Source organism: Massilia aerilata (assembly GCF_042656905.1).
In the GTDB taxonomy this organism is placed as follows: Bacteria; Pseudomonadota; Gammaproteobacteria; order Burkholderiales; family Burkholderiaceae_D; genus Telluria; species Telluria aerilata.
Genome location: NZ_JBHSMZ010000006.1, coordinates 462,506 through 488,406 on the forward strand (window position 1 = coordinate 462,506; position 25,901 = coordinate 488,406).

The 25,901-nt window shown below is 66.3% G+C and carries 15 protein-coding genes, 2 tRNA genes and 5 pseudogenes; 11 read left to right on the forward strand and 11 right to left on the reverse strand.

Annotated elements, in window-relative coordinates; genetic code table 11:
* Positions 1 to 11 precede the first annotated feature (11 nt).
* Positions 12 to 2,315, reverse strand: coding sequence for a glucosylglycerol-phosphate synthase (ggpS, locus tag ACFPO9_RS11215; RefSeq protein WP_379770623.1), 2,304 nt, complete (start codon positions 2,313 to 2,315; stop codon positions 12 to 14).
* Between the two features lie 353 nt (positions 2,316 to 2,668).
* On the opposite strand from ggpS, the gene ACFPO9_RS11220 reads away from it, so the two are divergent.
* The 5 genes from ACFPO9_RS11220 to ACFPO9_RS11240 are packed head-to-tail and all read left to right on the forward strand — an operon-like array spanning position 2,669 to position 8,129.
* On the forward strand, positions 2,669 to 3,739 hold the full coding sequence (locus ACFPO9_RS11220; RefSeq protein WP_379770626.1) for a hypothetical protein: 1,071 nt from the start codon (positions 2,669 to 2,671) through the stop codon (positions 3,737 to 3,739).
* On the forward strand, positions 3,732 to 4,937 hold the full coding sequence (locus ACFPO9_RS11225) for a cation:proton antiporter domain-containing protein (RefSeq protein WP_379770628.1): 1,206 nt from the start codon (positions 3,732 to 3,734) through the stop codon (positions 4,935 to 4,937). Before ACFPO9_RS11220 ends, ACFPO9_RS11225 begins: the two co-directional genes overlap by 8 nt.
* The gene (locus ACFPO9_RS11230) at positions 4,934 to 6,151 is read left to right on the forward strand and encodes a YbdK family carboxylate-amine ligase (protein ID WP_379770631.1); all 1,218 of its coding nucleotides are present in this window, start codon (positions 4,934 to 4,936) and stop codon (positions 6,149 to 6,151) included. Before ACFPO9_RS11225 ends, ACFPO9_RS11230 begins: the two co-directional genes overlap by 4 nt.
* Positions 6,148 to 6,810 (forward strand): response regulator transcription factor, encoded by a 663-nt coding sequence (locus ACFPO9_RS11235; protein ID WP_379770634.1) that lies wholly within the window; start codon positions 6,148 to 6,150, stop codon positions 6,808 to 6,810. Before ACFPO9_RS11230 ends, ACFPO9_RS11235 begins: the two co-directional genes overlap by 4 nt.
* The gene (locus ACFPO9_RS11240) at positions 6,786 to 8,129 is read left to right on the forward strand and encodes an ATP-binding protein (RefSeq protein ID WP_379770637.1); all 1,344 of its coding nucleotides are present in this window, start codon (positions 6,786 to 6,788) and stop codon (positions 8,127 to 8,129) included. Before ACFPO9_RS11235 ends, ACFPO9_RS11240 begins: the two co-directional genes overlap by 25 nt.
* A gap of 22 nt (positions 8,130 to 8,151) precedes the next feature.
* Here the strand turns inward: ACFPO9_RS11240 and ACFPO9_RS11245 are convergent, their stop codons facing one another.
* From ACFPO9_RS11245 to ACFPO9_RS11285, 9 genes and pseudogenes are all read right to left on the reverse strand, one after another.
* Positions 8,152 to 9,540: an efflux transporter outer membrane subunit gene (locus ACFPO9_RS11245; RefSeq protein WP_379770639.1), complete on the reverse strand. Its 1,389-nt coding sequence runs from the start codon at positions 9,538 to 9,540 to the stop codon at positions 8,152 to 8,154.
* A gap of 8 nt (positions 9,541 to 9,548) precedes the next feature.
* Positions 9,549 to 10,763, reverse strand: coding sequence for an efflux RND transporter periplasmic adaptor subunit (locus ACFPO9_RS11250; protein WP_379770641.1), 1,215 nt, complete (start codon positions 10,761 to 10,763; stop codon positions 9,549 to 9,551).
* Between the two features lie 437 nt (positions 10,764 to 11,200).
* Positions 11,201 to 11,800 carry a plasmid pRiA4b ORF-3 family protein gene (locus tag ACFPO9_RS11255; protein ID WP_379770643.1) on the reverse strand — a complete coding sequence of 200 codons (600 nt, stop codon included), beginning with the start codon at positions 11,798 to 11,800 and terminating at the stop codon, positions 11,201 to 11,203.
* 44 nt (positions 11,801 to 11,844) lie between these two features.
* Positions 11,845 to 12,528: pseudogene (gene tnpC, locus ACFPO9_RS11260) on the reverse strand (IS66 family transposase); the annotation flags it as partial.
* 38 nt (positions 12,529 to 12,566) lie between these two features.
* A pseudogene (locus ACFPO9_RS11265) lies at positions 12,567 to 12,647 on the reverse strand (hypothetical protein); the annotation flags it as partial.
* An 80-nt stretch (positions 12,648 to 12,727) separates the two neighbouring features.
* Positions 12,728 to 12,991 (reverse strand): annotated as a pseudogene (tnpB, locus tag ACFPO9_RS11270) (IS66 family insertion sequence element accessory protein TnpB); the annotation flags it as partial.
* A pseudogene (tnpA, locus tag ACFPO9_RS11275) lies at positions 12,988 to 13,305 on the reverse strand (IS66-like element accessory protein TnpA); the annotation flags it as partial. The pseudogenes tnpA and tnpB, both read right to left, overlap by 4 nt.
* A gap of 245 nt (positions 13,306 to 13,550) precedes the next feature.
* A tRNA-Ser gene (locus tag ACFPO9_RS11280) sits at positions 13,551 to 13,672 on the reverse strand.
* Between the two features lie 176 nt (positions 13,673 to 13,848).
* Positions 13,849 to 16,542 carry a putative bifunctional diguanylate cyclase/phosphodiesterase gene (locus ACFPO9_RS11285; RefSeq protein WP_379770648.1) on the reverse strand — a complete coding sequence of 898 codons (2,694 nt, stop codon included), beginning with the start codon at positions 16,540 to 16,542 and terminating at the stop codon, positions 13,849 to 13,851.
* A 206-nt stretch (positions 16,543 to 16,748) separates the two neighbouring features.
* Here ACFPO9_RS11285 and ACFPO9_RS11290 point away from each other — a divergent pair, with 206 nt between their 5' ends.
* From ACFPO9_RS11290 to ACFPO9_RS11310, 5 genes and pseudogenes are all read left to right on the forward strand, one after another.
* Entirely contained in the window at positions 16,749 to 17,948 is a 1,200-nt protein-coding gene (locus ACFPO9_RS11290) for an efflux RND transporter periplasmic adaptor subunit (RefSeq protein ID WP_379770650.1), read from the forward strand.
* Positions 17,949 to 17,960: 12 nt separating this feature from the next.
* A pseudogene (locus ACFPO9_RS11295) lies at positions 17,961 to 21,139 on the forward strand (efflux RND transporter permease subunit).
* The gene (locus ACFPO9_RS11300; protein WP_379770653.1) at positions 21,126 to 22,586 is read left to right on the forward strand and encodes an efflux transporter outer membrane subunit; all 1,461 of its coding nucleotides are present in this window, start codon (positions 21,126 to 21,128) and stop codon (positions 22,584 to 22,586) included. The pseudogene ACFPO9_RS11295 and the gene ACFPO9_RS11300 overlap by 14 nt, the downstream one beginning before the upstream one ends.
* A gap of 66 nt (positions 22,587 to 22,652) precedes the next feature.
* Entirely contained in the window at positions 22,653 to 23,330 is a 678-nt protein-coding gene (locus tag ACFPO9_RS11305) for a winged helix-turn-helix domain-containing protein (RefSeq protein WP_379770656.1), read from the forward strand.
* On the forward strand, positions 23,323 to 24,738 hold the full coding sequence (locus ACFPO9_RS11310) for a sensor histidine kinase (RefSeq protein ID WP_379770659.1): 1,416 nt from the start codon (positions 23,323 to 23,325) through the stop codon (positions 24,736 to 24,738). The genes ACFPO9_RS11305 and ACFPO9_RS11310 overlap by 8 nt, the downstream gene beginning before the upstream one ends.
* 324 nt (positions 24,739 to 25,062) lie before the next feature.
* Here the strand turns inward: ACFPO9_RS11310 and ACFPO9_RS11315 are convergent.
* Positions 25,063 to 25,159, reverse strand: a tRNA-Ser gene (locus tag ACFPO9_RS11315).
* Between the two features lie 286 nt (positions 25,160 to 25,445).
* Here ACFPO9_RS11315 and ACFPO9_RS11320 point away from each other — a divergent pair.
* A complete protein-coding gene (locus ACFPO9_RS11320) occupies positions 25,446 to 25,712 on the forward strand; it encodes a hypothetical protein (RefSeq protein WP_379771034.1) in 267 nt (88 codons plus the stop codon).
* Positions 25,713 to 25,901 lie beyond the last annotated feature (189 nt).

A 25,901-nucleotide genomic window follows, 5' to 3' on the forward strand; every position in this document is an offset into this window, starting at 1 on the left:
TCTCTGCCCCCTTATGCCGCCCTGGCCTCGGTCATGGCCGCTGCGCCGGCGGCCTCCACCGCGGCGAGGAAATCGTTGCCCCAGCGCGTCACGTCATGCTCCGCGACGATCATCGCCATGCGTCCGGTGCGGTAGGCGCGCTCATCCTCCCCCATGGTCAGGGCCTGGTGCAGCGCACCGGTCATGGCCCTGGCATCGTAGGGATTGGTCAGCACCGCGCCATGCAGCTCGACCGCCGCACCGGCGAATTCGGACAGGATCAGCACGCCGGACTCGCCGGTCGCCTTCTTCGCGGCGACGAATTCCTTTGCCACCAGGTTCAGGCCGTCGCGCAGCGGCGTGATCCACGCCACTGCGCAGGCCGCGTAATGCGCGACCACCTCATCGAAGGGCAGCGAGCGGTAGAAGTAGCGCACCGGCACCCAGTTCAGCGTCGAGAAGCGGCCGTTGATCCGTCCGACCGTGCGGTCCACCTCGACGCGCAGGCTTTCATAGATCTCCATCCCCTGCGCGGCCGGCGTGATGATGTTCAGCAGAGTGACCTTGCCGATGTGTTCCGGGTGCTGTTCGAGCAGCCGTTCAAAGGCCTGCAGCTTTTCGAGCGTTCCCTTCACGTAGTCGAGCCGTTCGATCGACACGATGCCGGTCGCGCCGCCGAGGTAGTCGCGGATGTCGGCGGCCTGCCGGGCCACTTCCGGGCCCAGGGCCAGGCGCTCGATCAGGCCGGCGTCGGTACCGACCGGATGGGCGCCCAGGTGCACGCGGCGGCCGCCGGCGTCGATGGCGGTCGTCATGGTGTCGACCCCGAGCGCGCAGCCATAGGTCAGGAAGCGCGGCGCGCACGGCGCCGTGCCGGCGATATCGAGCGGCGCGAAGGAGCGCACGGCGTCGACGAAGTTTTCCACGTAGCGCGGAATGTGGAAGCCGACATAGTCGCACTGCAGCAGGCTGCCGATGATGTCGCGCCGCCACGGCAGGATATTGAAGACGTCGCTGGCCGGGAAGGCGGTATGGTGGAAGAAGGCGATCCGCAGGTCCGGGCGCAGCGGCCGCAGGAAAGCCGGCACCATCCACAGGTTGTAGTCATGCACCCAGACGGTGGCGCCCTCGCCCGCCTCGCGCGCGGTCTGCGCGGCGAACAGGCGGTTCACCTCCAGGAAGCGCTCCCAGTGCGCCTGCTTGAACTCGGCCTTGTCCGGGAAGGAGAAGATGATGGGCCAGAAGGCTTCCTTCGAAAACTTCTTGTAGAACACGTCGACATCGTCGGCGCTCAAGGGGATGCGCGCCGCCAGCAGGTTCGGATAGCGTTCGCGGTCGACATGGACGTGGGTGACGAATCCCTCGGGGTCACGGCTGGGTTGTTGCGACCAGGCGACCCAGGAACCGGCGCGCGCCCCGGCGAAGAAGCGCAGCAGGGTCGGCATGATCCCGTTCGGGCTGCGCGGAGGCCGATGGCGCAGCACGCCGTCCTCGACCACCTCGTCATACGGCAGGCGGTGGTACACCATGACCAGCTCCGCCGTTCCCGACGCCATCGCCGGCGCCGGGTCGTCCCTTGGCGCCAGCGCGCCATGGTGCGCGAGTCCCTCGAGGATGCCGTCGCAGCCCGGGTCGCCGGCGATATGCACCAGCGGACGCTTGCGCACGCGCTCGGCAAGCGCCGGTTCGGCACCGCCGACGACGATGCCGCGCAGGCCCGTTTCGAACATGGACAGATCGTTGAGGGTATCGCCGGCAACCACGATGGTCGCCGGATCGATGCCGGCCGCCGCGGCCAGGCGCAGCACCGCCGCCCCCTTGCTGACGCCGCGCGGCAGCACGTCGAGGTAGCAGCCGGCCGAAAGCAGCAGGTCGCAGCCCAGCGCATCGACGGCGGCGCGCAGCGCGGGCGTGACACTCTCCTCGCTGGCCAGGAAGGAGCAGCGGCGCTCTTGCGGCACGCTCTGGCGCTGCAGGCCCGGGAAGCCGGCCAGCGCCTTCAGCACCGCCTGCGAGCCCGGCCAGCGGGCGGCCACCTCCTGCTGCAGGTCCTCGACCGGGCGCAGGTCGCCGTGCACGATGGTGGCGCCGACGTCGGCGATGATGTAATCCGGCGCCGGAATCGTCGGGTCGCTCAACAGCGGCAGGATGGACTCGAGGCCGCGTCCGGTCACGAAAACCAGGCGCCTGCCGGCCTGTGCGGCGGAAAACAGCTCGCGCACCTGGCGCCTGCCTTCGACGCCGCCGGCCAGCAGCGTGCCGTCGAGATCGGTTGCAAGAACAAAATTATCAGGAGACAGGCGCGCGGCCAGTCTTTGCGGAAAAGCGATAGTCATCGTCTTCGTCCTTTCAGAGCGATGTGGGCGCAGGGCGAACGCAATCGGGACGGCGCAGCGGGTCTGCGCACGCACGGCGATTGCCAGGAAATGAAGACGCGGCCAGGCGGCGCCTGGGCGTCAGGCAGGGAATGCGGGATCCCCTCGGAGAAGCTTACATTTTAACAACTTTTATACATTTGCACGAATGCACTTCGTGCGAACCCGGCCATCCTAGTCAGCCATACTTAGCAAACCCTTAGCGCCTGGAAACGTTAGCGGCGCGGCAAGCCGCTAAGTTTTCGCTAAGTGTCAGTCCATACCATGCGCTGATCACGCTCATCAGTTGTTTCACCGGGCCCGAATCGACACACATGACATCGACAAAACGACCGACCATCCCGCTCGCCTGCCTGCTTGCCCTGCTTGCGGCGGCGGGCAGCCCGCCAGCGATCGCCGCCTCGGCGCACCGCCCTGCCGCGAAAGCGAAGGCGGACGTCGTCGGCGACTTCCGCGCGCTGGCCCAGCAAGATCCGTGGACCTGCGAGCCGCTCGCGAGCGCCGGGGCCGGCAAGGCATGGCCCGGCGCCGAGGCGTCCTGCGCCTGGCAGAACCGTTTGCAGATCCGGCGCTGGACCTGGCAGGACGGCGCCGCGCCGTCCTGCCTCAGCAGCCAGGCGCGCTGGTGGCATTGGGCCCAGGCCGGCTTGCAGCCCAGCGCGCCCCGCAGCGTCTGGGACCGGCGCTGGACCGCCCAGACCCTGCACCTGAGCGTCGGCGGCGAGGAGCGCCTGCTGATCCTGCGGCGCGACGCCAAGGACAGCTGGCAGGCCACGGAATGGCGCTGGAATCCGAATCCCCGCCCCGCGACCCGCCGCTGGCAGGAGGGCCGCTGGAAGCTGCTGCTGGAAGCGGCGTCGCAGCCGCGGTTCAGGAGCGCCGCCACGGACGGCGCCGACGCCGCGCGCATGCGGGCCATATGGCCCCGACTGCTCGGCGCGCGCCCGGGCGAGCTCGGTTCGCAGGGCCTCGCCCTCGAGTCGGCGGGTCTGTGCCTTCAGGCCAGCAATCCGCTGCCGGGCCAGACGAAGCTGCACCTGTCCTACAGCCCGAACGACAGCCGTCTCGAGCAGCGCGCCGCGATGCACCTGCAACTGAGCAGGCAATACCCGGAAGCGAAATGGCTGACCCAGTTCAAGATGCTGGACATGCCGGCCAAGCTGCCGAGCGGGGCCAAGTTCCTCGCCAGCTGGGTCGAGAACGGCCAGGTGATCGGCCAGCTCTGGATGCCGGCGAAAGGCGACGCCACCACCGTGCGGCTGCGGGTCACCACGCCCCTGCCGCAGCACCAGGGCGAGGTCATGGCCGCCGCGGGAAAGATCAAGCCGGTGGTCGAGCGCGAGCTCGAGGCGGTCGCGATGCAGTGGGCGGCGGCCTATGAATGACAGCTCCACCCTGCCGCTGTTTTTCTTTTCACCGCTGGCCATCATCGGCGCCGGCCTGTTACTGGCCCAGATGTTCGGCGTGCTGCTGCAGCGGCGCGGCGTGCCCCGGCTGTACGGCGCCGTCGCGGCCGGACTGATCCTCGGCATCAGCGGCTTCGGCCTGGTCGACACGGCGCTGCTGACCTATTTCCAGGAACTGCTGAATGCCGCCTCGGCCCTGGTGCTGTTCGAGGCCGGCCGCAAGATGGACCTGGTATGGCTGTGGCGCAGCCGCGCCCAGGGTGCGTCGCTGCTGCTGGGCTGCGTACTGCGCGGAGCCTGCGCCGTCGCGCTGCTGGTCCCGTTCGGCGTCAGCTGGAGCGAAGCGGCCTTCATCGCCTCCATCCTCATCGCCGTCAATCCGGTGGTGTTCACGTCGATGGTCGCCGACCATAACGCCAGCGGCGTCGCGAGCTATGCCGCCGCCAATGCGGTCGGCCTGAGCCAGCTGGTGGCGCTGGTGGCGCTGTCGATTTCCCTGGCCTGGGTCCGCAGCCACGGGGTGACGGACGAAGTGCCGTTCGCCGACCAGCTGCTGCACCAGGGCGGCAAGCTGCTGCTGGGCGCGGCGATCGCGCTGGTGTGCTACGGCGTGTACAAGGCGGCGTCCAGGATTTCGCGGGCGGAAGCCAGCCTGCGTCCGGGGATCCTGCTGGCGACCCTGATGCTGGACCTGGGCCTGTGCTCGGTGACGGCATCGAGCGCGCTGCTGTCGCTGCTGCTGATGGGCTTACTGCTGCGGAATGCGGAAAAGCGCGAGAACGTGTTCCAGGCCCAGCTCAGGACGGTGCAGGATATCGGCTATGCGCTGCTGTTCATGATGTCGGCCGCACTGGTCCAGTTCGACCAGGTGCTGCACTGGACGGTATTGCTGATGGCGGTGCTGCTGTTCGTCGCGCGGGCCGCGGTCACGCGCCTTGCCCTCGTCCCCGGACAGGCCTGGAGCGCGCGCAAGAAGCACGCGATCGCACTCTGTGCCTGCTCGCTGGTAAGCTTCAGCACACTGGTCGTCGACAGCTCGATGTCCAACGCCGCCTACCTGAGCGACACCGCAACCCGCCTGATGCAGGCCCTGCTGGCCCTGAACGTGCTGGTGGCGCCCGCGATTACCTGGGTCGGCCTGCGTCTGGCCGGCGAAACACATGAAGGGAGCGAATGATGACAGAAGCGACGACGATGTCCGGCAGCGAAGCCGCGCAGGCGCGCGCGGTGGCGGGCGCCGGCCCGGCCTTCCTGCCGCCCTTCGCCAACTCGCGCCTCGGCAGCATGGGGATCGAGCTGGAGCTGATGGTGCTGGACCGGCTCACCTACGACCTGCTGCCGGCCGCCCCCGATATCCTGCTCCTGCTCGACAAGCAGAAAAAGGACTGGGTGGCGACGCCCGAGATCACGACCTCGATGCTGGAAGTCGCGACCTCGGTGCTGGGCAGCTATCGCGAGGCCGCCGGGCAGGTCGAGGAAATCCGCACCAGCGTGCAGCGCGCGGCCTTCGCGGTGGGCGCGGCGATTTCCGGCGGCGGCGCCCACCCCTTCCAGAAATGGAACGAGCAGCGCATCTATCCGAAGGACCGCTACCGCGCGTCGGCCAAAAAATACGGCTACCTGGCCAAGCTGTTCACGGTGTTCGGCATGCACGTCCACATCGGGATGCCGAATGCCGACGAAGCGGTACGGGTGGGCGCCTGGCTGACCCAGCGCGCGCCGCTGTTCATCGCGCTGTCGGCCAATTCGCCGTGCTGGCAGGGCGAGGATTCCGGGTTCTGCAGCGCCCGCAGCAATGTGGTCGGGGCCTTCCCGATGAGCGGCATCATGCCGGCGGACGTGCGCAACTGGCAGGAATTCTCGGACCATTTCGATCGCCTCGCCCAGCACGGCATCGTCAACAGCATCAAGGATTTCTATTGGGACGTCCGGCCCAAGCCGGAATACGGCACCATCGAATTGCGGGTGCTGGACACCCCGCTGCACCCGGGCTACGCGGCGGCGCTGGCCTGCTATGCGAGGGAGCTGTGCATCGAAATGGCGCAACAGCCCGGCGCCTGGCCGGGCGGGAACGCGCGCGAGCTGTATAACTGGAACCGCTTCAACGCCGCCAAGGAGGGTGTCCAGGGCAAGTGGATCGACCCATGCACGGGCAAGGAGCACACCATCGAACAGGTGGTGCGCGACGACCTGGCGCGCCTGGCCGCGCGTTCGGACGACCCGGATTTCCCCGAGGCGTGCAAGCTGATCGACGAGCTGCTGCGCGACGGCGGGCAGGCGCGCTGGCTGACCTCGCACATGGCGGCCGGCGCCGGCATGAACGACCTGGCGCGGGTCGCCGCCGAGATCTTCGACCGTCCCTTGACGACCGGTGCGGGAGCCCGGCGATGAGAGTGCTGCTGGTGGAAGACGACCCCATGATCGGCAGCGTCGTCCAGCATGCCTTGCGCGACGCCAGCTACGCGGCGGACTGGGTGCGCGACGGCGAGGCGGCGCTGACGGCGCTGCGGACCCTCGAGTACGAACTGGTGCTGCTCGACCTGAACCTGCCGCGCATCGACGGGATGGCGGTGCTGCACGCGATCCGCAAGGCGCGCAACGACGTGCCGGTGCTGGTGCTCACGGCGCGCGAGGCCACCGAGGACCGCGTGGCGGGCCTGGACGGCGGCGCCGACGATTACCTGGTGAAGCCGTTCGCGATGAACGAACTGCTGGCGCGGATGCGCGCGCTGACCCGGCGCAAGGACGGCACCGCCAGCACCGTCCTCGGCAACGGCATCGTCGAACTCGATCCGGCAACGCACGAGGCGCGCATCGGCGCGGCGACGGTACGCTTGACGGCGCGCGAGTTCCCCCTTCTTCAAGCCTTGCTGGTGCGGCCCGGCGCCATCCTCTCCCGTTCGGACCTGGAGAATCGCGTCTACGGCTGGAACGAGGAAGTCGAGAGCAACGCGATCGAATTCCTGATCCACTCGCTGCGCAAGAAGCTGGGCAGCGACATCATCAAGAACGTGCGGGGCGTGGGATGGATGGTCGCGAAGGGCCGCTGAGGGCATCGCTGCGTTTCAGGCTGTCGCTGTGGATCTCGACGGCGATCCTGGTCGGCGCGGCCGTCGCCGGCGCCTATTCGTACATTGCCGCCACCGACGACGCCCACCGCAACCAGGACACGCAGCTGCGCCAGGTCGGTTACCTGATCAGCAGGCTGGACGCCGCCCCCAATTCGCCGAAGGCGCGCGAACGGGTGGGCGACGTCGACTTCGACGCCCGGATCGTGGTGCGCTTCATCGCTGCGCCAGGCGGTCCCCTGCCCCGCCCCGAGCGCCCGCCCAGCTTCTCCCCTGCCCTGCGCGACGGCCTGCAGACCGTCACCATCGGCAGGGAGACCTGGCGCGTGTTCGTGCGCACCAACGACAAGGGGGTGCGGGTCGCGGTCGCCCAGCAGACCGCGGTGCGCGACGCCGCGGCCCGTTCGAGCGCGCTGCGGACGGTCATGCCCATCCTGTTCCTGGGCGTGGTGCTGGTCATGATGGCGGCGCTGCTGGTGCGCACGATGTTCCTGCCGCTGCAGCGGCTTGCCGCCCAGCTCGGCGCACGGCGCGACCACGACCTCGGAGAACTCGACCGCGCCGAGCTGCCGTCCGAAGTCTGGCCCTTCGTCACCGAGATCAACAAGCTGATCGCGCGGACGGTACGCGCGCTGACGCTGCAACGGCGCTTCATCGCCGACGCGGCGCACGAGCTGCGCTCGCCCATGACCGCCATGTCGCTGCAGGCCGAGAGACTGGCGGCAAGCGAGATGCCCGGCGAGGCGCGCGAGCGGCTGGAGGCGCTGTCCGCGGGGCTGTCGCGCACCCGGATCCTGCTCGACCAGCTGCTGGCGCTGGCGCGCACCCAGGAGTCCGGAGACAAGCAGCTGACCCGGGTGCCGCTGAAGAAGGCGATCCTGGAATGCCTCGAAGACCTGGTGCCGCTGGCGGAAGCCAAGGCGATCGACCTCGGGATGGTCGGCGATGCGGATCCGCTGGTCGCCGGGCGCCCCATGGATATCCGCATTCTCGTCAAGAACCTGGTCGACAACGCCATCCGCTACACGCCGCCGGGCGGCAGGGTCGACATCAGCGTGGCGGACAGCGATGGCCACGTCGTTCTCGACATCGACGACACGGGCGCCGGCATCCCTGCGCACGAGCGCGACCGCGTGTTCGATCCGTTCTACCGCGTGCTTGGCAGCGGCGAGATCGGCTCCGGCCTCGGGCTGGCGATCACTTTATCGATCGCGAACCAGATCGGGGCCGCCATTTCGCTGACGGAAAAGCCCGACGGCACGCAAGGCCTGCGTGCGCGGGTGGTGTTTCCGGCTTGCTGAGCGGCGACCCGTCTCGCAGCGCTCAGGTGCTCGCATCCTGCCAGCCGCCGCCCAGCGCCTTGTACAAGGACACCGTCGCCTGCAGACGCTTGAGTTTCAGGATGCCGATATCGTTCTGCACGTCCGACAAGGCGCGCTGCGTATCGAGGACCGTCATCAGGTCCTCGGCCCCGGTCTTGTAGCGGATTTCCGCCAGGTCGTAGGCCTGGCGCGCCTGCTCCAGTTCGGCCGTCATCAGGCGCCGCTGTTCATCCAGGCTGCGGATCTGGCCCAGCGCCGTATCGACTTCCGACAAGGCGGCGATCACGGTCGCGCGATACACCTGGATCAGTTCCTGTTTGCGGGCGACGGCGAGATCGCGTTCCCGCTTCAGCCGGCCGCCGTCGAAGATCGGCGCGACCAGCGAGGCGCTGACATTGGCCAGCAGGTTCGGCGCATTCAGCAGCGACAGCAAGGCGCTGCTTTGCGTGCCCATCGCGCCGGTAAGGCGAATGCTGGGGAGCAGGTTCGCCCGCGCGACGGCGACGTTGGCATTGGCAGCGGCCAGGTTCGCCTCGGCGCGGTGGATATCGGGCCGGCGCGACAGCAGCTCGGATGGCAAGCCGGGGGACACCTCGGGCAAGCTGATCGTGTCCAGGCCCTGCTGGCCGACGGAGAAGGTCTGCGGCGTCTTGCCGAGCAGGACGGCCAGGGCCGCCTGCGCTTCACGCTCCTGCTGCACCAGGTCCGGTATCTTCGATTTCTGCTGCGCCACGGCGGAGCGCTGGCGCGCCAGGTCGAGCGAGGAAGCCGCGCCCGCGTTCTTCTGCGCCTCCACCAGGGCCAGGACATGCTCGGCGTTCGCGACGTGCCCGCGCGCGACGGCGAGCCGGTCGCGCAGGGACAGCACCTGCAGATAGGTCGATACGATGCCGCTGGTGACCGTCAGGGCCACGGTCTGGCGGTCGAAGCGGTTGGCCTCGAGCGAGGCTTCCGCCGACGCCACGCCGGCCTTGTTCCTGCCCCAGAAATCGACTTCGTAGGAGACCTGCACACCGCTGTCGGCGGAGGTGCTGGCGCTGCCGCTTCGCAGCGGCACCGCGCGGTTGGCGTCGCTGTAAAACGTTGCGTTCGGCAGCAGCGACACACCGGCGATGCGCGCCTCGGCCTCCGCCTGCCGCACGCGCGCGAGCGCGCCCGCGAGTTCCAGATTGCTGGACTGGCCTTCATCGACCAGTTGCGTCAGTTCAGGGCTGCCGAAGCGCTGCCACCAGTTCTTGTCGGGCCACGCCGGATGGTCCTGCGTTCCAGCGGCCGTCCAGCCGGCAGGCAGCTCGACCTTGGGCGGCGGCTCCGCGATCGGGGCGCGGCTGGCGCACCCCGCCAGCGCGGCGCAGGCCAGGAGAGTCGATGTCAAGGCGCGGTAGCGCATGGCCTGCCTCAGGAACCCGATGCCACGGCCGGCTTCGCTCCGGCCTCGAACGCCGCCGGCGCCGCAAGCCCGGCGGGCACCGGGCCGACCAGCACCTTGTCGCCCGCCACCAGGCCGGAAAGGATCTGCGCCTGCTGCGAATTCTGCAGCCCGACCTTCACCTTGCGGCTACTCACGCGCTGGCCGGCGTCCAGCACATTGACCTTGTACTGGCCGCTTTCGTCCGGCGCGCCCAGGCAGTTCGCCGGCAGCAGCAAGGCGTCGCGCGCCTGCGCGACCACGAACTGCACCTGCGCACTCATGCCGCTCATCAGTTCGTGATCCTGGTTCTTGACCTCGAACAGGACAATATAGAAGGCCTGCTTGCCCTGCTCGCCCGTGTCGTCGGCCGGGACGGGAATGACCTGGCGCAGCTTGCCCGACCAGCGTTTCCCGGGATAGCCGGGGGTCGTGAAACTCGCCGCCATGCCCGGCCGCAAGCGCGTCACATCGCTTTCCGCGACACGCGCGGCCACCGTCATTTCCGAGAGGTCGGCAATCCGCAGCAGCGGCGCGGCGGTCTGCGCAGCACCGAGCATTTGTCCCTTGCGCACGGCCAGCGACACCACGGTCCCGGCTATCGGCGCCTTGACCAGCGTTTTCTGGCGCGCTTCCTCGTCGATTTTCAATGTCGCTTCGAGCTCGTGGATCTGCGCGGTGATCGCATCGAGGCGCGCGCTGGCCGACGAGGCGTTCATCCGCGCCGATTCGAAGGCTTCCTCGCGGGTCGCGTTCTGCGCTTTCAGCTGGGTCTGGCGCTTGAACTGCAGCTGCGCGAAATCATGTTGTGCGCGCTGGTCGGCCAGCTCCGCCTGCAGCCGGGCCATCTGGGCGCGATTGCTTTCGACCTTGGCGGCTTGCTGGGCCGGGCTGATTTCGAGCAGGGCCTGGTCGGCCTGGACCGTGTCGCCGATGGCGACCGACACCTCTTTCACCTGCCCGCCGATTTGCGCGTAGGTGTCGGCCCATTTACGGAGCTGGAGCTTTCCCGCTGCCTCGACCGTTTGCTGGATGTCGCTGCGCTGCACGGTGACGGTGTCGAGCTTGAGCGCCGCGGCTGGGGCCGCGGAGGCTGCCGGCCCGGCCGCTTGCGCCAGGACCGGATCGGCGGCCAGCATCGCGGCCAGCGACAGCAGGGCCGCTGTCACGTGGCGGGAAATTGCGCGGCGCGCAGAACTGGCCAAGGGGGAGGTATTGTCTTGTTGATCAGCAGCCATGGAACGACATCGGCAAAATGCCGAGTATACACATACCGGCAAGCGGCTGGGCGCGCAGTCGAGCATGTAATGCATTATCCAGAACGGATGCGTCCAATCGGCCGCCTTCCTGAGCCATGCCGGGATGGCGTTCGTGCCGGCATCTGCCGGGTGAGCCTGCCAGACCGCGCCGGGACGTCGCGGGCGCCGGCCGGCCGGCCGGCCAGGCGGCGCAGACTGTGCAACATCGTTTTACGGTCGCGCGGCGCAGTCCCCCTGCCGGTGTGGCGTGGAGCAACCTTAACGATCTCCACTACTGGGAGCAGGAGCTGGAGCAGAGAGACGAAGGCCGCGTTTTTTTGGCAATCTGGTAATGCTACCGTCGCATGCACAAGGTAAGCGTAGCCCGAAAACCGTCTTGACGTTTATTTCTTTCCCCATCCGTTCGAGGCCATCCGCAACAAAGCCGCGTTGGCCGCACGTTTGTCAAACGCATTCGCATCGAAGGCGCCGCCTGCCCAGTCGAGCATTTCACGCGCCTCCTGGCTGCGGGGCCTGCGCTCGATAGCGTCGAGGAATTCGATATAGCCAGGCGGGCCGCCGACGTCTTCTGGAGGGCAGGCGCCGGCGCCGTCGATCACGGTGGCATACCCTAGTTTTTCGGGTACTTCAGTGATGCTTTCGACGTGGATCGTGTGCGTCCACGAATCGCCAAAATCGTACAGATAGATAAAGCGCTGGCCACGATAGACGAGGCGCCCCAGTTTGGCCTTGCGGTCGTCCAGCGGGCCCTGGCCTGGTGCCTCAATCAGGTCGAGCACGTACTCGTTGTCGAGCATGGCGTAGGTATCGTCTTCGATATCAAATTGATGCAGATGCGACGAGGTCCAGCCGAATGACGCCTGGAGGATGTGGTGCAGGTTACGCAGCGTGATGTCGGCATCGGCTCGGATGCGGCGCCAGACGGGCGGCGCAACATCATCGATGCTGACGTGGAGGGTGAGGATCTGAGTCGGTTTTGCCATGGACGGAAGTAGCTATGATTGAGTTGCCCGACGAGGCGAGCGGCTCAGGTGACGGGAGTGGCTGCCAGTCTATCAGCCAGGTTCCAGGGCAGGAAGTCACGCACTTGGTTGACGGGATGCTCAGCGATGCGTTCCAGCACGTGCCGCAGCCAGGCCTCGGGGTCGACGCCATTGAGCTTGGCCGTGCCGATCACGCCGTACATGGCAGCTGCGCGCTCACCGCCGCTGACGGCGCCGGCAAACAGGAAATTGCGCCGGCCAAGCGCGACGCCGCGTAGCGCCCGCTCGGCGGCATAACGGGTCAGAGCGGGCCACAGCTTGAGCGCGTACAGGATGGCGGCCGCCGTATCGGATTTGCGCGACAGCGTGGAAAGTGTGGCGTGCAGCCAGCGCTCCAGGTCGTCGAGCAATGGCCTAGCCCGCGCCTGCCGTCCGGCCAGGCGCTCGTCTGGCGGCTTGCCGCGGATGGCATCTTCGATGGCGTATAACTCTCCGATGCGGCGCAGCGCCTCGGCGGTCAAGGCCGATGGGCGCGCCGCATGCAGGTCGTAAAACTTTCGGAGTGCGTGCGCCCAGCATGCCGCTTCGACGACGCGTCCGCTCTCGTAGATGGCGTTGAAGCCCGCATAAGCTTCAGCCTGCAGCACGCCGGTAAAGCTCGCCAGGTGCGCTTGCGGATGCTCGCCCTTGCGGTCAGGCGAGTACGCTCTTCGCGCGGCAGGTGGGCCGGCAGCGGTTTGCGCTCGGCCTTCCTGCGCGGCGCCATCTCTACCGTCGCCTGGGCTTCGGCTACCGCTGCTTCGCCCTCCAGGTCTTCGAGCTTGAGTTCCAGCTGCTCGATTTGCAGGTCGAGCTTCTCGGAGCGACGGCCAGCACCAGCTTCAAGTGCGCGATCTCGGCGGTGCGGGTGGACAGTTCAGCAGACAGGTGCGCCACGCGCGCCTCGCTGGCCTGGGGCCAGACGAAGAGCCCGCGCTCGAGCCGTTTGCACAGCAGGCATAGACCATCGCCAGTTCACCACAGCACCTTAACCAGGTCACCGCGCCGGCCTCGGAACACAAATACGTGGCCGCTGTACGGATCTTCCTTCAGGGCCGTCTCCACCTTCGCGGCCAAGCCGTTGAAGCCCGAGCGCATGTCGGTCATGCCGGCCGCCAGCCAGATGCGGGTACCGGCGGGCAGCCCGATCATGGACGCAAACCTTGCAGTACCAGCGCCAGTGTCGCTGAATCAGGCGTGCCACGAATGCAGACTCTGGCCTGGCCCAACTGGATCTCAATGCTGCCGGCACCACCGGCATCGACGCCGGGCGGCTCTTTCGGCGCGGCTGTCACCGCCACCGGCAGGAACTGCGTCGTTGTGTCGAGCAAGCCGGCCCGCAATTGGCGTCGCCAGCGAAACAGCATGTTCGTGTTCAGCCCGTGTTGCAGCGCGGGCTGGGCGACTGACATCGACGCATCGCACGCTTGCGGCGCCAGCCGCCGCTTGAAGTCCAGCGGATAGTTCGTGCTGCGTCGCCGCTTCTTTTGTTCTGCTTAACCCACCAATTTAGTCCCCACCAAAAATAGTGGGGACTACTTTGCGTCTGAAGCTGCCGATTGTCTATACGGTGCTGAGCCGACGCTTACGTTCGGGTTGGCAGGGATTGTCAACGACCTGTAGGCCGCTGACAGGTGTGGTGCACCACAAATTCCATGTGGTGTCCAACCGGACTCAACTGGAAGTAAAACGCTGTCCTACTGGGAGAATTTGGAGGCGAGGACGGGAGTCGAACCCGTCTAGACGGCTTTGCAGGCCGTTTTCGGTCTTTACGAATCAATGAGTTAGGCGAGAACCGCAGTTTGCACCGCATGAGCTCGCTTAAACTCGGCCCGTCAGGATCACGGCTACTTAACGCTCCAGCTAGCCCTGCCCTTGTGATTGCCCTCAATTAATCCGCTTTTGACCTTGGATTCAACTGGTGAACGCAACACATTCGCGAAATGCGTGCCGGCCCTGCAGGCGACGGCCAATACCGTGATGTTTTGGGTTTGACCGGCGCAGACTGCTTACTGAGGCCGGCTGTCCAGTTCAGGCAACCAGCGCAAAGCCAGCTGCTCGGCAGTCATTGGTTTCCCGATCAGATAACCCTGGTATTGGTCGCAACCGGACGTGGCGAGGAATTCCCGTTGTTGTTCGGATTCCACACCCTCGGCCACGACATCCATGCCGAGACTAGCTGCCAATCCAATGATTGCGCACACGATCGTCGCGGCGTTCTGGGAGCCGAGCATATCGTGCACGAATGATTTGTCGATCTTCAGTTGATCGAACGGGAGGCGCTGTAGGTAGCTGAGCGAGGAACAGCCAGTCCCGAAATCGTCGAGCGCGAAGCAGATGCCATGCGCTTTCAGGACCGCCATCTTGGCAATCACTTCGTCCACGTCATGCAGCAGGATGCTTTCGGTCAGCTCCAGCTTGAGATGGCGTGGATCGACCCGATTGCGCCGCAACGCATGCAGCACCTGGTCCACGAAGTCGTCCTGGCGAAACTGGCGCGCACTGACGTTGACGGCGACACGCAGGGCATGGCCTGCGAGTGACCAGGATGCCAGCTGATCGCAAGCCTGTTCCATGACCCACTGTCCGATGCCCAGGATCAGGCCCGATTTTTCGGCCACCGGAATGAATTCGGCCGGCCCGAGCAAGCCGCGCTCGGGGTGACGCCAACGGACCAAGGCTTCAGCGCAGATCGTGTTGCCGGCTTCGTCGACGATAGGTTGGAAATAGAGCAGCAGCTCCTGGCGGCGCACCGCCTCCCGCAGGTCGTTCTCCAACCTGGCCTGTTCGTCCAGGCTGACCTGCAAAATGGGGGCGAAGAAGCGGAAGGTGTTGCGCCCTGCCGATTTCGCATCGTACATTGCCAGGTCGGCCTGTTTGAGCAGTTCTTCGGTCGAACGCGCCTGCCCGTCAAACAGCGTGATCCCTACGCTCGGCGTGATGTGCACCTCATGCCCTTCGATAAAGTAGGCCGCAGACACGCTCGTCAAGACCTTGTCGGCAACCAGTCCCGCGCGCTCGCCCGGCGTCCCGCCGAAATTGTCCAGGTCTTCGAGCAGGATGATGAATTCGTCACCCCCGAGCCGGGCGACGCTATCGGCGTCGCGCGTGACCGCAGTGAGGCGCAGCGCGACCTGCTGCTGCAGCCGGTCTCCCATGTCGTGCCCGAGCGTGTCGTTCAGGTTCTTGAAATTGTCGAGATCGATGAACAGGATCGCGCCGGAACGCCGGTGGCGCTCGCTCTTCACCAGCGCACGCGTGACCCGGTCCTGCAGCAGGCGCCGGTTTGGCAGGCTCGTCAAGGTGTCGTAAAAAGCCAGGTGTTCGATCTTCGCCTCCGCCTGCTTACGCGCGCTGATGTCCTGCCTGGTGCCGCCCAGGCGACGCGGGTAACCGTCGGGACCGCGCTTGACCACCTTGCCGCGGCTGTGGATCCATACCCATGAACCGTTGGCATGACGCTGCCGGTATTCGACCTCGAACGCAGTCAGTTGACCGGTCAGGTGACGCGCGAAACACTGCTCCACCTGCGTCCGGTCGTCGGGATGGACACCCTGCATGAAATCGGGATCGCTGTTGGCTTGCTCGACCGTGTAGCCCAACATGGCGGCGCCGCGGGCATCGAGCATGACGCGCTTGCCCGGCACCTCACATTCCCACAGTCCCAGGCCCGCGCCATCCAGTGCCATCTCGATGCGCTCCGCGTCCGCGGCCCGCTCGGCCTGGCGCTGCTCTGCCCATTCCTGCAAGGCGCTGCGCCGCCGCTGCACCATCAGCAGAACGGCGACGCTGGCCAGGGCCAGCACCAGCCAGGCGATTGCATACGCATAGCTTAGACGCTGGCTGGTCCTGAGCAGCTCCGCATGGTTGCGGCTGATCCCGACGACCAGGGTGCGATCCAGGCCGGTGACGGCCGGCAGCACGCTGCGCTGGACGATCATGCGTTCGTCGTGGCTATCCAGCGAGCGCCCTTGCATGACCGTCGTCAGCTTGCCGCCGTGGATATGCCGGCTGAAGAAGGAATTGCTGGAGACGGAAGCGAGGAAGCTGGTCTTCGTCAGCCTGGGCACGAACAGGATGCGCCGGCCGCCCTCCTCGGTGAGAACGCAATGCATGTCGGGCGCATACAGGACCGAATGCATGATGGTGTCGAAATAGTCCGGGCTCAGGACCGCGACCACCGCGCCGCCAACGGAAGCCGGCAAGGGCATGGCAAGCCTGACGTCGAAGATCTCGGGCATGGCTTGGGCCGGCAGGTCGAGGTAGACCCGTTCAGGGTCCCGCATGCCGGCCAGGCTCCGGCTCGCGGCGCGGAAATCGACCTGCCGCGCGTCATCACCGTCGTCGCGTTCGAGCACCTTGCCGTCGCGATCGACCACGAGCAATGCACGCACGCCCGGCAGGGCGCGCCGCAACACGCTCAACTCGATGTCGACACACCCTGCGCGGCACCCGGGTGCGAGCGCGGTCGCGCTTGCACGCACGCTGTCGAGGGCACTGCGCAGCCCCGCAAACTGGCGCCGCAGGTTGTCGTCGACGATCCGCGCCTGCGCGCCCATCCGGGCTGCTTCGCTCGCCTCGGCGCGCTCCTGCTCCGACCATGCGAAATACACACTGATCAAGGCACCGCATAAAAGGACCGCCGCCAGGGACAGCCATTCGGCTAACCGACGCTGCGGCGGCATGAGACGTGAGGTGGACATTTGCTCGGCTCCGGTACGGCTGAAGATGAAGAACTATGCAATCCGCCGGCTAAGCTCAGGGTTACCACGCCATTAATAATCGTTAACCTGACGGGCTGGGCAGCACATTAACAATCGTTCATGTCCTGCCAACCCGGGCTTAACCCGCGCCGGCGCACAGTAAGCGTGTTCTCAATCGGTGTCACTGCTCGTTATTGGAGTCCCTCATGCTTACGAAAAAAATGCATCAACCCGCGCCTGGCCTGGCCTGCCTGCTTGCAGCCGGTGCGCTCGCCGGCTGCGGGCAGCAGCAGCCGGCCAAGTCAGGCGCACCGCCCCAGGTCACGGTGATCACCGCCCAGCGCGACAGCGTGCCGGTCACGGTCGAGCTTCCCGGACGCACCTCGCCCTACTTGGTGGCCCAGGTGCGCGCGCGCGTCGACGGCATCGTGCAGCAACGGATCTTCCAGGAGGGCGCCGACGTCAAGGCCAACCAGCCCTTGTACCGCATCGATCCCTCACCCTACCAGGCGCAACTGCACAGCGCTCAGGCGGCGCAGCAAAAGGCCGAGGCGAACCTGGCCGCCACCCGCGTGCAGGCGCAGCGCTACCAGACCCTCCTTGCCGGCAATGCCGTTAGCAAGCAGGCCTACGACGACGCGGTCGCCGCGGAACAGCAGGCCGCGGCCGACCTCGCCGGCGCGAAGGCCAATGCTGCGGTGGCGGCCCTGAATCTTGGCTATACGAATGTCGCCGCACCGATCGCCGGCCGTACCAGCACTTCCCTGGTGACCCAGGGGGCCTACGTGCAGGCGAGCGCGGCGACGCTGCTGACCACCGTCCAGCAAATCGACCCGATCTACGTCGACCTGAACGAATCGAGCGTGGCCGGCCTGCAGTTGCGCCGCGACGTTGCCAGCGGCCGCGTCAAGCCGAACGAACTGGCGCAGGCCAAGGTGATGCTCACGCTGGAGGACGGCTCGCAGTACCCGCTGCCCGGCAAGCTCCAGTACACCGGCACCACGGTCGATCCGGGCACTGGCGCGGTCACGTTGCGCGCGCTGTTCCCGAATCCGAAATCGGTGCTGCTGCCCGGGATGTTCGTGCGCGCCCGTGTCCAGCAGGGGGTCAATGACCAGGCGCTGCTGGTACCGGTCCGGGCGGTCAGCCACGACCAGCGCGGAGAGGCCACGGCGCTAGTCGTCGGGCCCGGCAACAAGGTCGCGCAACGCACGCTCCAGGTCCAGGACATGCTCGGCGACGCGTGGGTCGTCACCGGCGGCCTGCGCGCGGGCGAGCGGATCATTGTGGCGGGCTTGCAGAAAGTTCAGCCGGGCATGCTGGTGCACGTGGTGAATGCCGCACCCCGCGCCGCGCTGGCGCAGGCCGACGCGCAGCCATCGACGGCCGCATCCGGCCAACAATAGGCGGACCAGACCATGTCAAAATTCTTCATCGACCGGCCGATCTTCGCGATCGTCCTCGCGATCCTGATCATGCTCGGCGGCGCCCTCACGATCTTTACGCTCTCGATCGAGCAGTTCCCGCAGGTGGCGCCACCGTCCGTCCAGATCGCCACCTCCTACCCCGGCGCTTCGGCCACGACCGTGCAGAACACCGTGGTGCAGGTCATCGAACAGCAGCTGAGCGGGATCGACAACCTGCTGTACGTCTCCTCGAACAGCGACGACACCGGCCAATCGACCACGACACTTACCTTCGCCAGCGGCACCAATCCCGACATTGCCCAGGTCCAGGTACAAAACAAGCTACAGCTGGCCACGCCCCTGCTGCCGGCCCAGGTCCAGCAGTCGGGCGTGCGGGTCACCAAATCCACGAATGCATTCCTAATGGTGATCGGTTTCATCTCGACCGACCACAGCATGAACAAATACGACATCGCGAACTATGTCGTCTCCAACGTGCAAGACCCGATCAGCCGGATCAATGGCGTGGGCAGCCTGAACGTGTTCGGCTCGCAGTACGCGATGCGGGTCTGGCTCGATCCGGCCAAGCTCAGCGCCTATGCCCTCAACCCCGCCGACGTCAGCGCGGCCCTGCAGGCGCAGAACGTCCAGGTGTCGGGCGGGCAGCTCGGCGGCAATCCCGCCGTGCCGCACCAGGAACTGAGCGCGACGATTACCGAGTCCACGCTGCTGCGCACGCCCGATGATTTCAACCGGGTCCTGCTCAAGGTGATGCCGGACGGCGCCCAGGTGCGGGTGCGCGACGTGGCGCGGGTGACGCTCGGCGCCGAGAACTTCAACATCGACAACAAGTACAACGGCCTGCCCGCCTCCGGCATCGGGGTCCAGCTGGCGCCCGGCGGCAACGCCCTCGACACGGCCGCCGCGATCCGCGCGCGCATCAAGGAACTGGAGCCCTTCTTCCCGCACGGGCTGAAGGTCGTCTACCCGAACGACGTCACACCCTTCGTCAAGATCTCCATCGACGAGGTCGTCAAGACCCTGATCGAAGGCATCGTGCTGGTCTTCCTGGTGATGTACCTGTTCCTGCAGAACCTGCGCGCCACGCTGATCCCGGCGATCGCGGTGCCAGTCGTCCTGCTGGGCACCTTCGGCACCATGGCCGCGCTGGGCTTCACGATCAACACCCTGTCGATGTTCGGCCTGGTACTGGCGATCGGCTTGCTGGTGGACGACGCCATCGTGGTGGTCGAGAACGTCGAGCGCGTGATGCACGAGGAGGGCCTGCCCCCCTGGCGGCGACGCGCAAGGCAATGGGACAGATCGGCAGTGCGCTGATCGGCGTGGCGATGGTGCTGTGCGCCGTGTTCGTGCCGGTGGCTTTTTCCGGCGGCACGGTGGGCGCAATCTACCGCGAGTTCTCGCTGACGATCGTGGCATCGATGCTGCTGTCGGTGTTCGTCGCGCTCTCGCTCACGCCGGCCCTGTGCGTCATGTTGCTGCGCCAGACGGACGGTGAGCAGAAGGCCAAACGTGGGTTCTTCGGCTGGTTCAACCGCAACTTCGACAAGGGACGGGACCGCTACGTGGGCGGGGTGCGCAGTATCGCCTTGCGCGCCGGCCGCTGGCTGGCGGTCTATGCGGCCATCGTCGCCGCGGTGGCGCTGCTGTTCATGCGCCTGCCGACCTCCTTCCTGCCGGACGAGGACCAGGGCTACCTGTTCGTCCAGGTCCAGACCCCGCCCGGAGCCACGCTCGAACGTACCGGCGCGGTACTCGACGACATCAGCACCTACCTGCTCACGGACGAGGCGGCGGCGGTCGACGCCACCTTCATCGTCAACGGCAAAAACAATGCGGGCCGCGGCCAGAGCCAGGGACAGCTGTTCGTGCACCTGCGCGACTGGAGCCAGCGCAGCGCGCCGGACCTGAGCGCCCAGGCGCTCTCCAGCCGCATCGCCAAGCACTTTGCCTCGTACAAGGATGCCATCATCTTTCCCACCAGTCCACCGCCGATCCGCGGCCTGGGCAACGGGGCCGGCTTCGACCTCGAACTGGAGGACCGAGGCGGGCTCGGACATACCGCCTTGTCGAAGGCGCGCGAGCAACTGCTCGATCTGGCGCGCCGCGACCCCTTGCTGGCGCAGGTGCATTTCAACGGCCAGGCCGACAACCCGACCTTCAAGGTCAACATCGACCGCGAGAAGGCCGAAGCGCTCGGCGTCAGCCCGGCCGACATCGACCAGGCCTTTTCGATCGCCTGGGGGGCGCGCTACGTCAACAACTTCCTGGACGTGGACGGCCGTATCAAGAAGGTGTATGTGCAGGCCGATGCGCCCTTCCGCATGAACCCGCAGGACCTGGGGCGGCTCTACGTGCGCAACAACCAAGGCAGCATGGTGGCCTTTCCGGCCTTCGCCACGACCCAGTGGACCTATGGCCCGCCGCAACTGCAGCGTTACAACGGCGTCGAGGCCATGGAAATCCAGGGACAAGGTGCGCCCGGCCAGAGCTCCGGGCAAGCGATGCTCGAAATGGAGCGGCTCGCCAGGCAGCTCCCTGCCGGGATCGGCGTCGAGTGGACCGGCACCTCATTGCAGCAACAACAGTCGAGCTCGCAGGCGCCGCTGCTGTACGGCCTGTCGATCCTGGTTGTCTTCCTGAGCCTGGCCGCCCTGTACGAGAGCTGGGCTATCCCGGTCTCGGTCATCATGGTGGTGCCGGTCGGCGTGCTGGGCGCCGTCGGGGCGACCATGCTGCTCGGCCTGTCCAATGACGTGTACTTCCAGGTGGGTCTGTTGACGACTATCGGGCTATCGGCCAAGAACGCGATCCTGATGGTCGAGTTCGCCCGGGAGCGGCAGGCGCAAGGCAGCACGGCGCTCCAGGCCGCGCTGGAAGCGGCCCATATGCGGATCCGCCCGATCGTGATGACCTCGATGGCCTTCGTACTGGGTGTGCTGCCCCTGGCGCTGTCGCACGGCGCGGGCGCATCCAGCCAGCACGCAATCGGCACCGGCGTGATCGGCGGGATGCTCACGGCGACCTTCGTCGCAACGCTGCTGATCCCGATGTTTTATGTGGTGGTCAGCGGGCTTGCCGCCAGGCTGCGGCGGCGCCCCGCTGCGCCGGCGCACGCCGCGCCGGCTGTCGAACTGCCTCTTGAAGGAGATTCACATGGCTCTCACTAAACACCTGACCGAGCACCTGGCCGGCGCCGCGTTCGCGCTGCTCGCCGCCGGCTGCGCCCTGCAGCCCGCCTATCAACGGCCGGCGCCGCCCGTGGCCGCCGCTTATCCCGACGGCCCGGCGTACCGGGCCAGCGCCGGCGCCGATGGACATACGCCCGACGAGATCGGCTGGCGCGACTTCCTTCCCGATCCGCGCCTGCAGCGCCTGGTCGAACTAGCCCTGCGGAACAACCGCGACCTGCGCGCCGCCGTACTGAACGTCGAGCGCGTCCGGGCGCAGTATCGCGTCCAGCAGGCTGCCCTGTTCCCGCAGCTGGGCCTTGGTGCGAGCGCCGCTGCCGGCAGCGTTCCGGGCAGCGGTCCGGGGAATTCCGGGTCGTCGCACGCGACGCGCTTCGGCGCCGACCTCTCCGCATCCTGGGAACCGGATTTCTTCGGGCGCCTGCACAGCCTGTCGAACGCGGCGTTCGAGCAGTACCTCGCCAGTGCGCAGGCACAGCGCGCGGCGCAGATCCTCCTGGTGTCGCAGCTTGCCGAGCAATACCTGACGATGCTGGCTTACGGCGAAGAGCTGGCGGTGACCGAGCGCACGCTCGCGGCAACGACCGCATCCTGGAAGATCGTCAAGCTCCAGTACGACACCGGTGTCGCGTCCGAGCTCGACTTGCGCCAGTCGCAGAGCGCGGTCGACCTCGCCGGCGCCAGCCATGCGGCCCAGCTGCGCTTGCAGGCGCAGGCGCAGAATGGCCTGGTGCTGCTGGTCGGCCAGCCGCTGCCGGCCGACCTGCCGCCGCCGCTCGGCCTGAATTCCCAGCGGATCCTCGCCGACGTGCCGGCCGGCCTGCCGTCCGACTTGCTGGCGCGCCGCCCGGACATCCTGGAAGCCGAGGCGCTGCTACGCGCGGAAACCGCCGATATCGGTACGGCCCGGGCCGCATTCTTTCCAAACATCAGCCTGACCGGAAGCCTGGGAACGGCGAGTTCGACCCTGGCCAGCCTGTTTTCCGGCGGCGCCGGCGCATGGACCTTCGCCGCCTCGCTGCTCGCGCCGATCTTCGACGGCGGGGCCAACCGGGCCAATCTCGACCTGGCCATCATCCAGCGCGACATCGGCGTGGCGCAATACGAGAAGGCGATCCAGACGGCGTTCCGCGAGGTGGCCGATGGCTTGGCCGCACGGGGCACCTATACCGACCAGCTGGCCGCGCTGCAGCGCAACGAGGCCGACCAGCAACGCCGGCTCGAACTGGCCAACATGCGCTACGCGAACGGTGTCGACAGCTACCTGAACGTGCTGACCGCGCAAACCGACCTGTACAACGCCCAGATCGGCGTGGTGACGACCCGCCTGAACCGCTTGATCAACCTTGTCGACCTGTACCGGGCGCTCGGCGGCGGCTGGCGCGCCCGCACCGGCGAGCCCGCCTGCCAAGCCGGGAATTCCTGACCCCGGGCGGGGTTTGTGCGAGCATACGAGAGCGGCAGCACGCCGCGGAAGATTTAGGTGGGCACCATGAAACTGTTGATAGTAGAAGACAACGAGCGGGTATCGCGCTTCCTGATCAAGGGACTCGGCGAAGCCGGGCACACGACGGATCACGCCGACAATGGCCGCGACGGCATGTTCCTTGCCGCGAGCGAACGCTACGACGCGATCATCATGGACCGCATGCTGCCGGGTGGCATCGATGGGATTGCGATCATCGACACCTTGCGCCGCACCGGCAACAAGGTCCCGATCCTGATCCTGAGTGCGCTGTCCAACGTGGATGAGCGCATCGAGGGCCTGAAAAGCGGCGGCGACGACTACCTGGTCAAGCCATTCGCGTTCGGCGAACTGCTGGCGCGGCTCGACGCCCTGGTGCGGCGCACGCAGCAAAGCCGCACCGAGACCACGCTGGCGGTGGCCGACCTGTCAATGGACATGCTATCGCACAAGGTGACGCGCGGCGGCAAGACGATCGCATTACAGCCGCGGGAATTCAAGCTGCTGGAATATCTGATGCGTCACGCCAACCAGGTGGTGACGCGCACCATGTTGCTCGAGAACGTCTGGGACTACAACTTCGATCCGCAGACGAACGTCATCGATGTGCACGTCAGCAAGCTGCGCCAGAAAATCGATACCGGCGGCCGCCAGCTGGTACGCACCATACGCAACGCCGGCTACATGCTGACAGCCGATGATTAAACGCTTTCGGTTTTCGGCACTTGGCGTCGCCGTCACCTTCACCTGCGTGAGCCTGGTCGCGCTTGCGCTGTTCGCATTGCCCCTATGGTATGCCTGGAACGCCACCATCGAGGACGGCCGGGCCGCGATACTGGAAAGCGATGTGGGGAGATTGAGCGAGACGTTCAGGAGGGACGGCGTCAAGGCGCTCGCAACCAGCATCGACACCGAGGCCGGGCTCAACTTTGGAGAGCGCATCCATATCCTCATGTTCCTCGCCGACCCCACGTTTCACAAGCTGGCCGGCAACCTGCCCGCCTGGCCGCGCGAGCTCGGCACCACCGGCCGGGTCCAGTACACCGCCATCCGCGTCGATCGGCGCGTCATCAGCGCCGCTATCCTGCGGCGCGACTTGCCTGGCGGTTACCACCTGCTGGTGGGCCGGGATGTTCAGCGCTTCGAACGGCTCGAGGACCTGTTCATCTATGGCCTGCTGGGTGCAGCCGGTACCGTTTTACTCGTGGGCGTCATTGGCGGCTGGCTGGTGCGCCGCACCCTGCTGGCCAAGGTCCAGGACATCAACATGGCGGCGCATGCAATCATGCAGGGCAAGCTCTCGCACCGCCTGCCCGCGCACGCCGGCGAGAGCGAATTGAACGCGCTGGTGGAAACGGAAAACCGTATGCTGGACCAGATCGAACTCCTGGTCGAAGGCATCCGCAACGTCTCCAATTCGATCGCGCATGACCTGCGTACGCCGCTGACCGAACTGCGCTCGCGTCTCGAGGAAGTATCCGTCACGCGGCCCGATCCGGAGCAGACCTACGCCGAGATTGAAGCAGCGATTGGCGACGTAGACCGCGTCATTGCGATCTTCAACGCGCTGCTGCGCATGGCCGAAATCGATACCGGCGTGCGGCGCGCCGGCTTCGTCGAGGTCGACGGCAGCAGGATCGCGGCCGAGGCCGCCGAGTTCTACCACCCGGTGGCGGAATTGAAAGGCGTGGCGCTGGTGTTCGTCCCGAAAGGACCGCAACGTCTTGCCGGCGACCCGCTGCTGCTGGCACAGGCGATCGGCAACCTGATCGACAACGCGCTCAAGTATGTATCGGAAAACGGCAGGATCCGCGTAAGCGTCACGCGTGTCGCCGGCGAAACGATAGCGATCACGGTGGCCGACGATGGTCCCGGCATTCCCGATGAAGAAAAAACAAGGGTCCTTGAGCGCTTTTACCGCGGCGACGCCAGCCGCGGCACGCCGGGAGCAGGGCTGGGACTCAGCCTGGTCGCCACGGTAGCCAAGCTGCACGGCGGTTCGCTGATCCTGGCCGACAACGACCCCGGGCTCAAGGCGACGCTGGTGCTGCCGGCACTGGCGGGCAATGATGTCGACGCAGACGCCAGATCCGGAAGAAGCGAGGGTCAATGAAGTGGCGCCTGGCCAGTAGTCCCTCGATCTGCATGCCGTACTGCTCGGCGGCCTCCCGAGTATCAAAGGTTGCTCACAGGTCCTTGGCAAGTAACTTGTGGGAGATGCGCAGCTGGAACCCGTACGGGTGCTTGATGATGGTAGCCATAGTCCGCGCATCGTATGCCCGGCGGGTGCGACGAGGGTTGGTGCTCATCGACCTTATGCCGCGCAGCCCAAGGACATAGATGACCTGTAGGCCGTCAACACGTGTGGTGCACCACACTACCATCTGGTTTCCAACCGGACGCAACTGCCAGCGAAACGCTGACTTACTGGGAGTAGTGGAGGCGAGGACGGGAGTCGAACCCGTCCTGACGGCTTTACAGGCCGTTTTTGGCCTCTCAAAATCAAAGAGTTAGCATAGGACCAAACTTTAGCCCCACATCAGTTCGCCTGAATGCACATGCGAACCTCATCGGTTGAATGCTCCTATCTCCTACTGCAGAGGCCGCTTTCGACCTGCTGTGTTGAAAAACTTGGCTCCTATCCCAAGCGGCAAAGAAACATCGGCAACTCGACTGTCCAGAACAGTGCGCGGTGATGCCTATCTGCGTAGTTTGCTTGTCCATGGTGGCAGAGCGGTTATCCGAACTGCCCAGACCAAGACGGATCGATTAAGCATTTGGGGGATGCGGACAGCGACGACGCGCCATCGGGCGACGGCCGTGGACACCGGTTCCACGGGCGCGATCGACACCGGCGTGGTCGGCACCTGGACAGTAACGCCCGACAAGGCGCTGGAATTCACGGTCACCGTGTCGTCGACGGGCCTGCTGAACTATTCGTCCATCGCCATGCACTGGGGCGAGACCTGCCAGAACGACGCAATCGAAGAACAAGTCAACATGGTGCCGGCGCCGGCCCCGCTGTCGCTGATGGCACTGGGGCTGGTTGCACTAGGTGCGACTAGGCGCCGCGTGAGAGGTAGTTGATTTTTTGGCGCCAGCAAGTTTCCAATGGTGGAGGTGGCGTAGCAGAAGAAAGAACTAGTCGTGTTCGTTTAGCATGCGTCGCTCTGCCTCGATATCAGCTTCGACATATGGAGCACGCCGCATCGGTGTGGCGGCAGTTGTAAGCAATCCGCATGCAGCGATCGGGTCTCAGGTCGGTTGCCGAGCGCA

What these genes read in the sequence shown, in the direction of transcription:
- ggpS (WP_379770623.1), bottom strand. Translation starts at nt 2,315, where the DNA reads ATGACTATCGCTTTTCCGCAAAGACTGGCCGCGCGCCTGTCTCCTGAT.
- ACFPO9_RS11220 (WP_379770626.1), top strand. Translation starts at nt 2,669, where the DNA reads ATGACATCGACAAAACGACCGACCATCCCGCTCGCCTGCCTGCTTGCC.
- ACFPO9_RS11225 (WP_379770628.1), top strand. Translation starts at nt 3,732, where the DNA reads ATGAATGACAGCTCCACCCTGCCGCTGTTTTTCTTTTCACCGCTGGCC.
- ACFPO9_RS11230 (WP_379770631.1), top strand. Translation starts at nt 4,934, where the DNA reads ATGATGACAGAAGCGACGACGATGTCCGGCAGCGAAGCCGCGCAGGCG.
- ACFPO9_RS11235 (WP_379770634.1), top strand. Translation starts at nt 6,148, where the DNA reads ATGAGAGTGCTGCTGGTGGAAGACGACCCCATGATCGGCAGCGTCGTC.
- ACFPO9_RS11240 (WP_379770637.1), top strand. Translation starts at nt 6,786, where the DNA reads ATGGATGGTCGCGAAGGGCCGCTGAGGGCATCGCTGCGTTTCAGGCTG.
- ACFPO9_RS11245 (WP_379770639.1), bottom strand. Translation starts at nt 9,540, where the DNA reads ATGCGCTACCGCGCCTTGACATCGACTCTCCTGGCCTGCGCCGCGCTG.
- ACFPO9_RS11255 (WP_379770643.1), bottom strand. Translation starts at nt 11,800, where the DNA reads ATGGCAAAACCGACTCAGATCCTCACCCTCCACGTCAGCATCGATGAT.
- ACFPO9_RS11285 (WP_379770648.1), bottom strand. Translation starts at nt 16,542, where the DNA reads ATGTCCACCTCACGTCTCATGCCGCCGCAGCGTCGGTTAGCCGAATGG.
- ACFPO9_RS11290 (WP_379770650.1), top strand. Translation starts at nt 16,749, where the DNA reads ATGCTTACGAAAAAAATGCATCAACCCGCGCCTGGCCTGGCCTGCCTG.
- ACFPO9_RS11300 (WP_379770653.1), top strand. Translation starts at nt 21,126, where the DNA reads ATGGCTCTCACTAAACACCTGACCGAGCACCTGGCCGGCGCCGCGTTC.
- ACFPO9_RS11305 (WP_379770656.1), top strand. Translation starts at nt 22,653, where the DNA reads ATGAAACTGTTGATAGTAGAAGACAACGAGCGGGTATCGCGCTTCCTG.
- ACFPO9_RS11310 (WP_379770659.1), top strand. Translation starts at nt 23,323, where the DNA reads ATGATTAAACGCTTTCGGTTTTCGGCACTTGGCGTCGCCGTCACCTTC.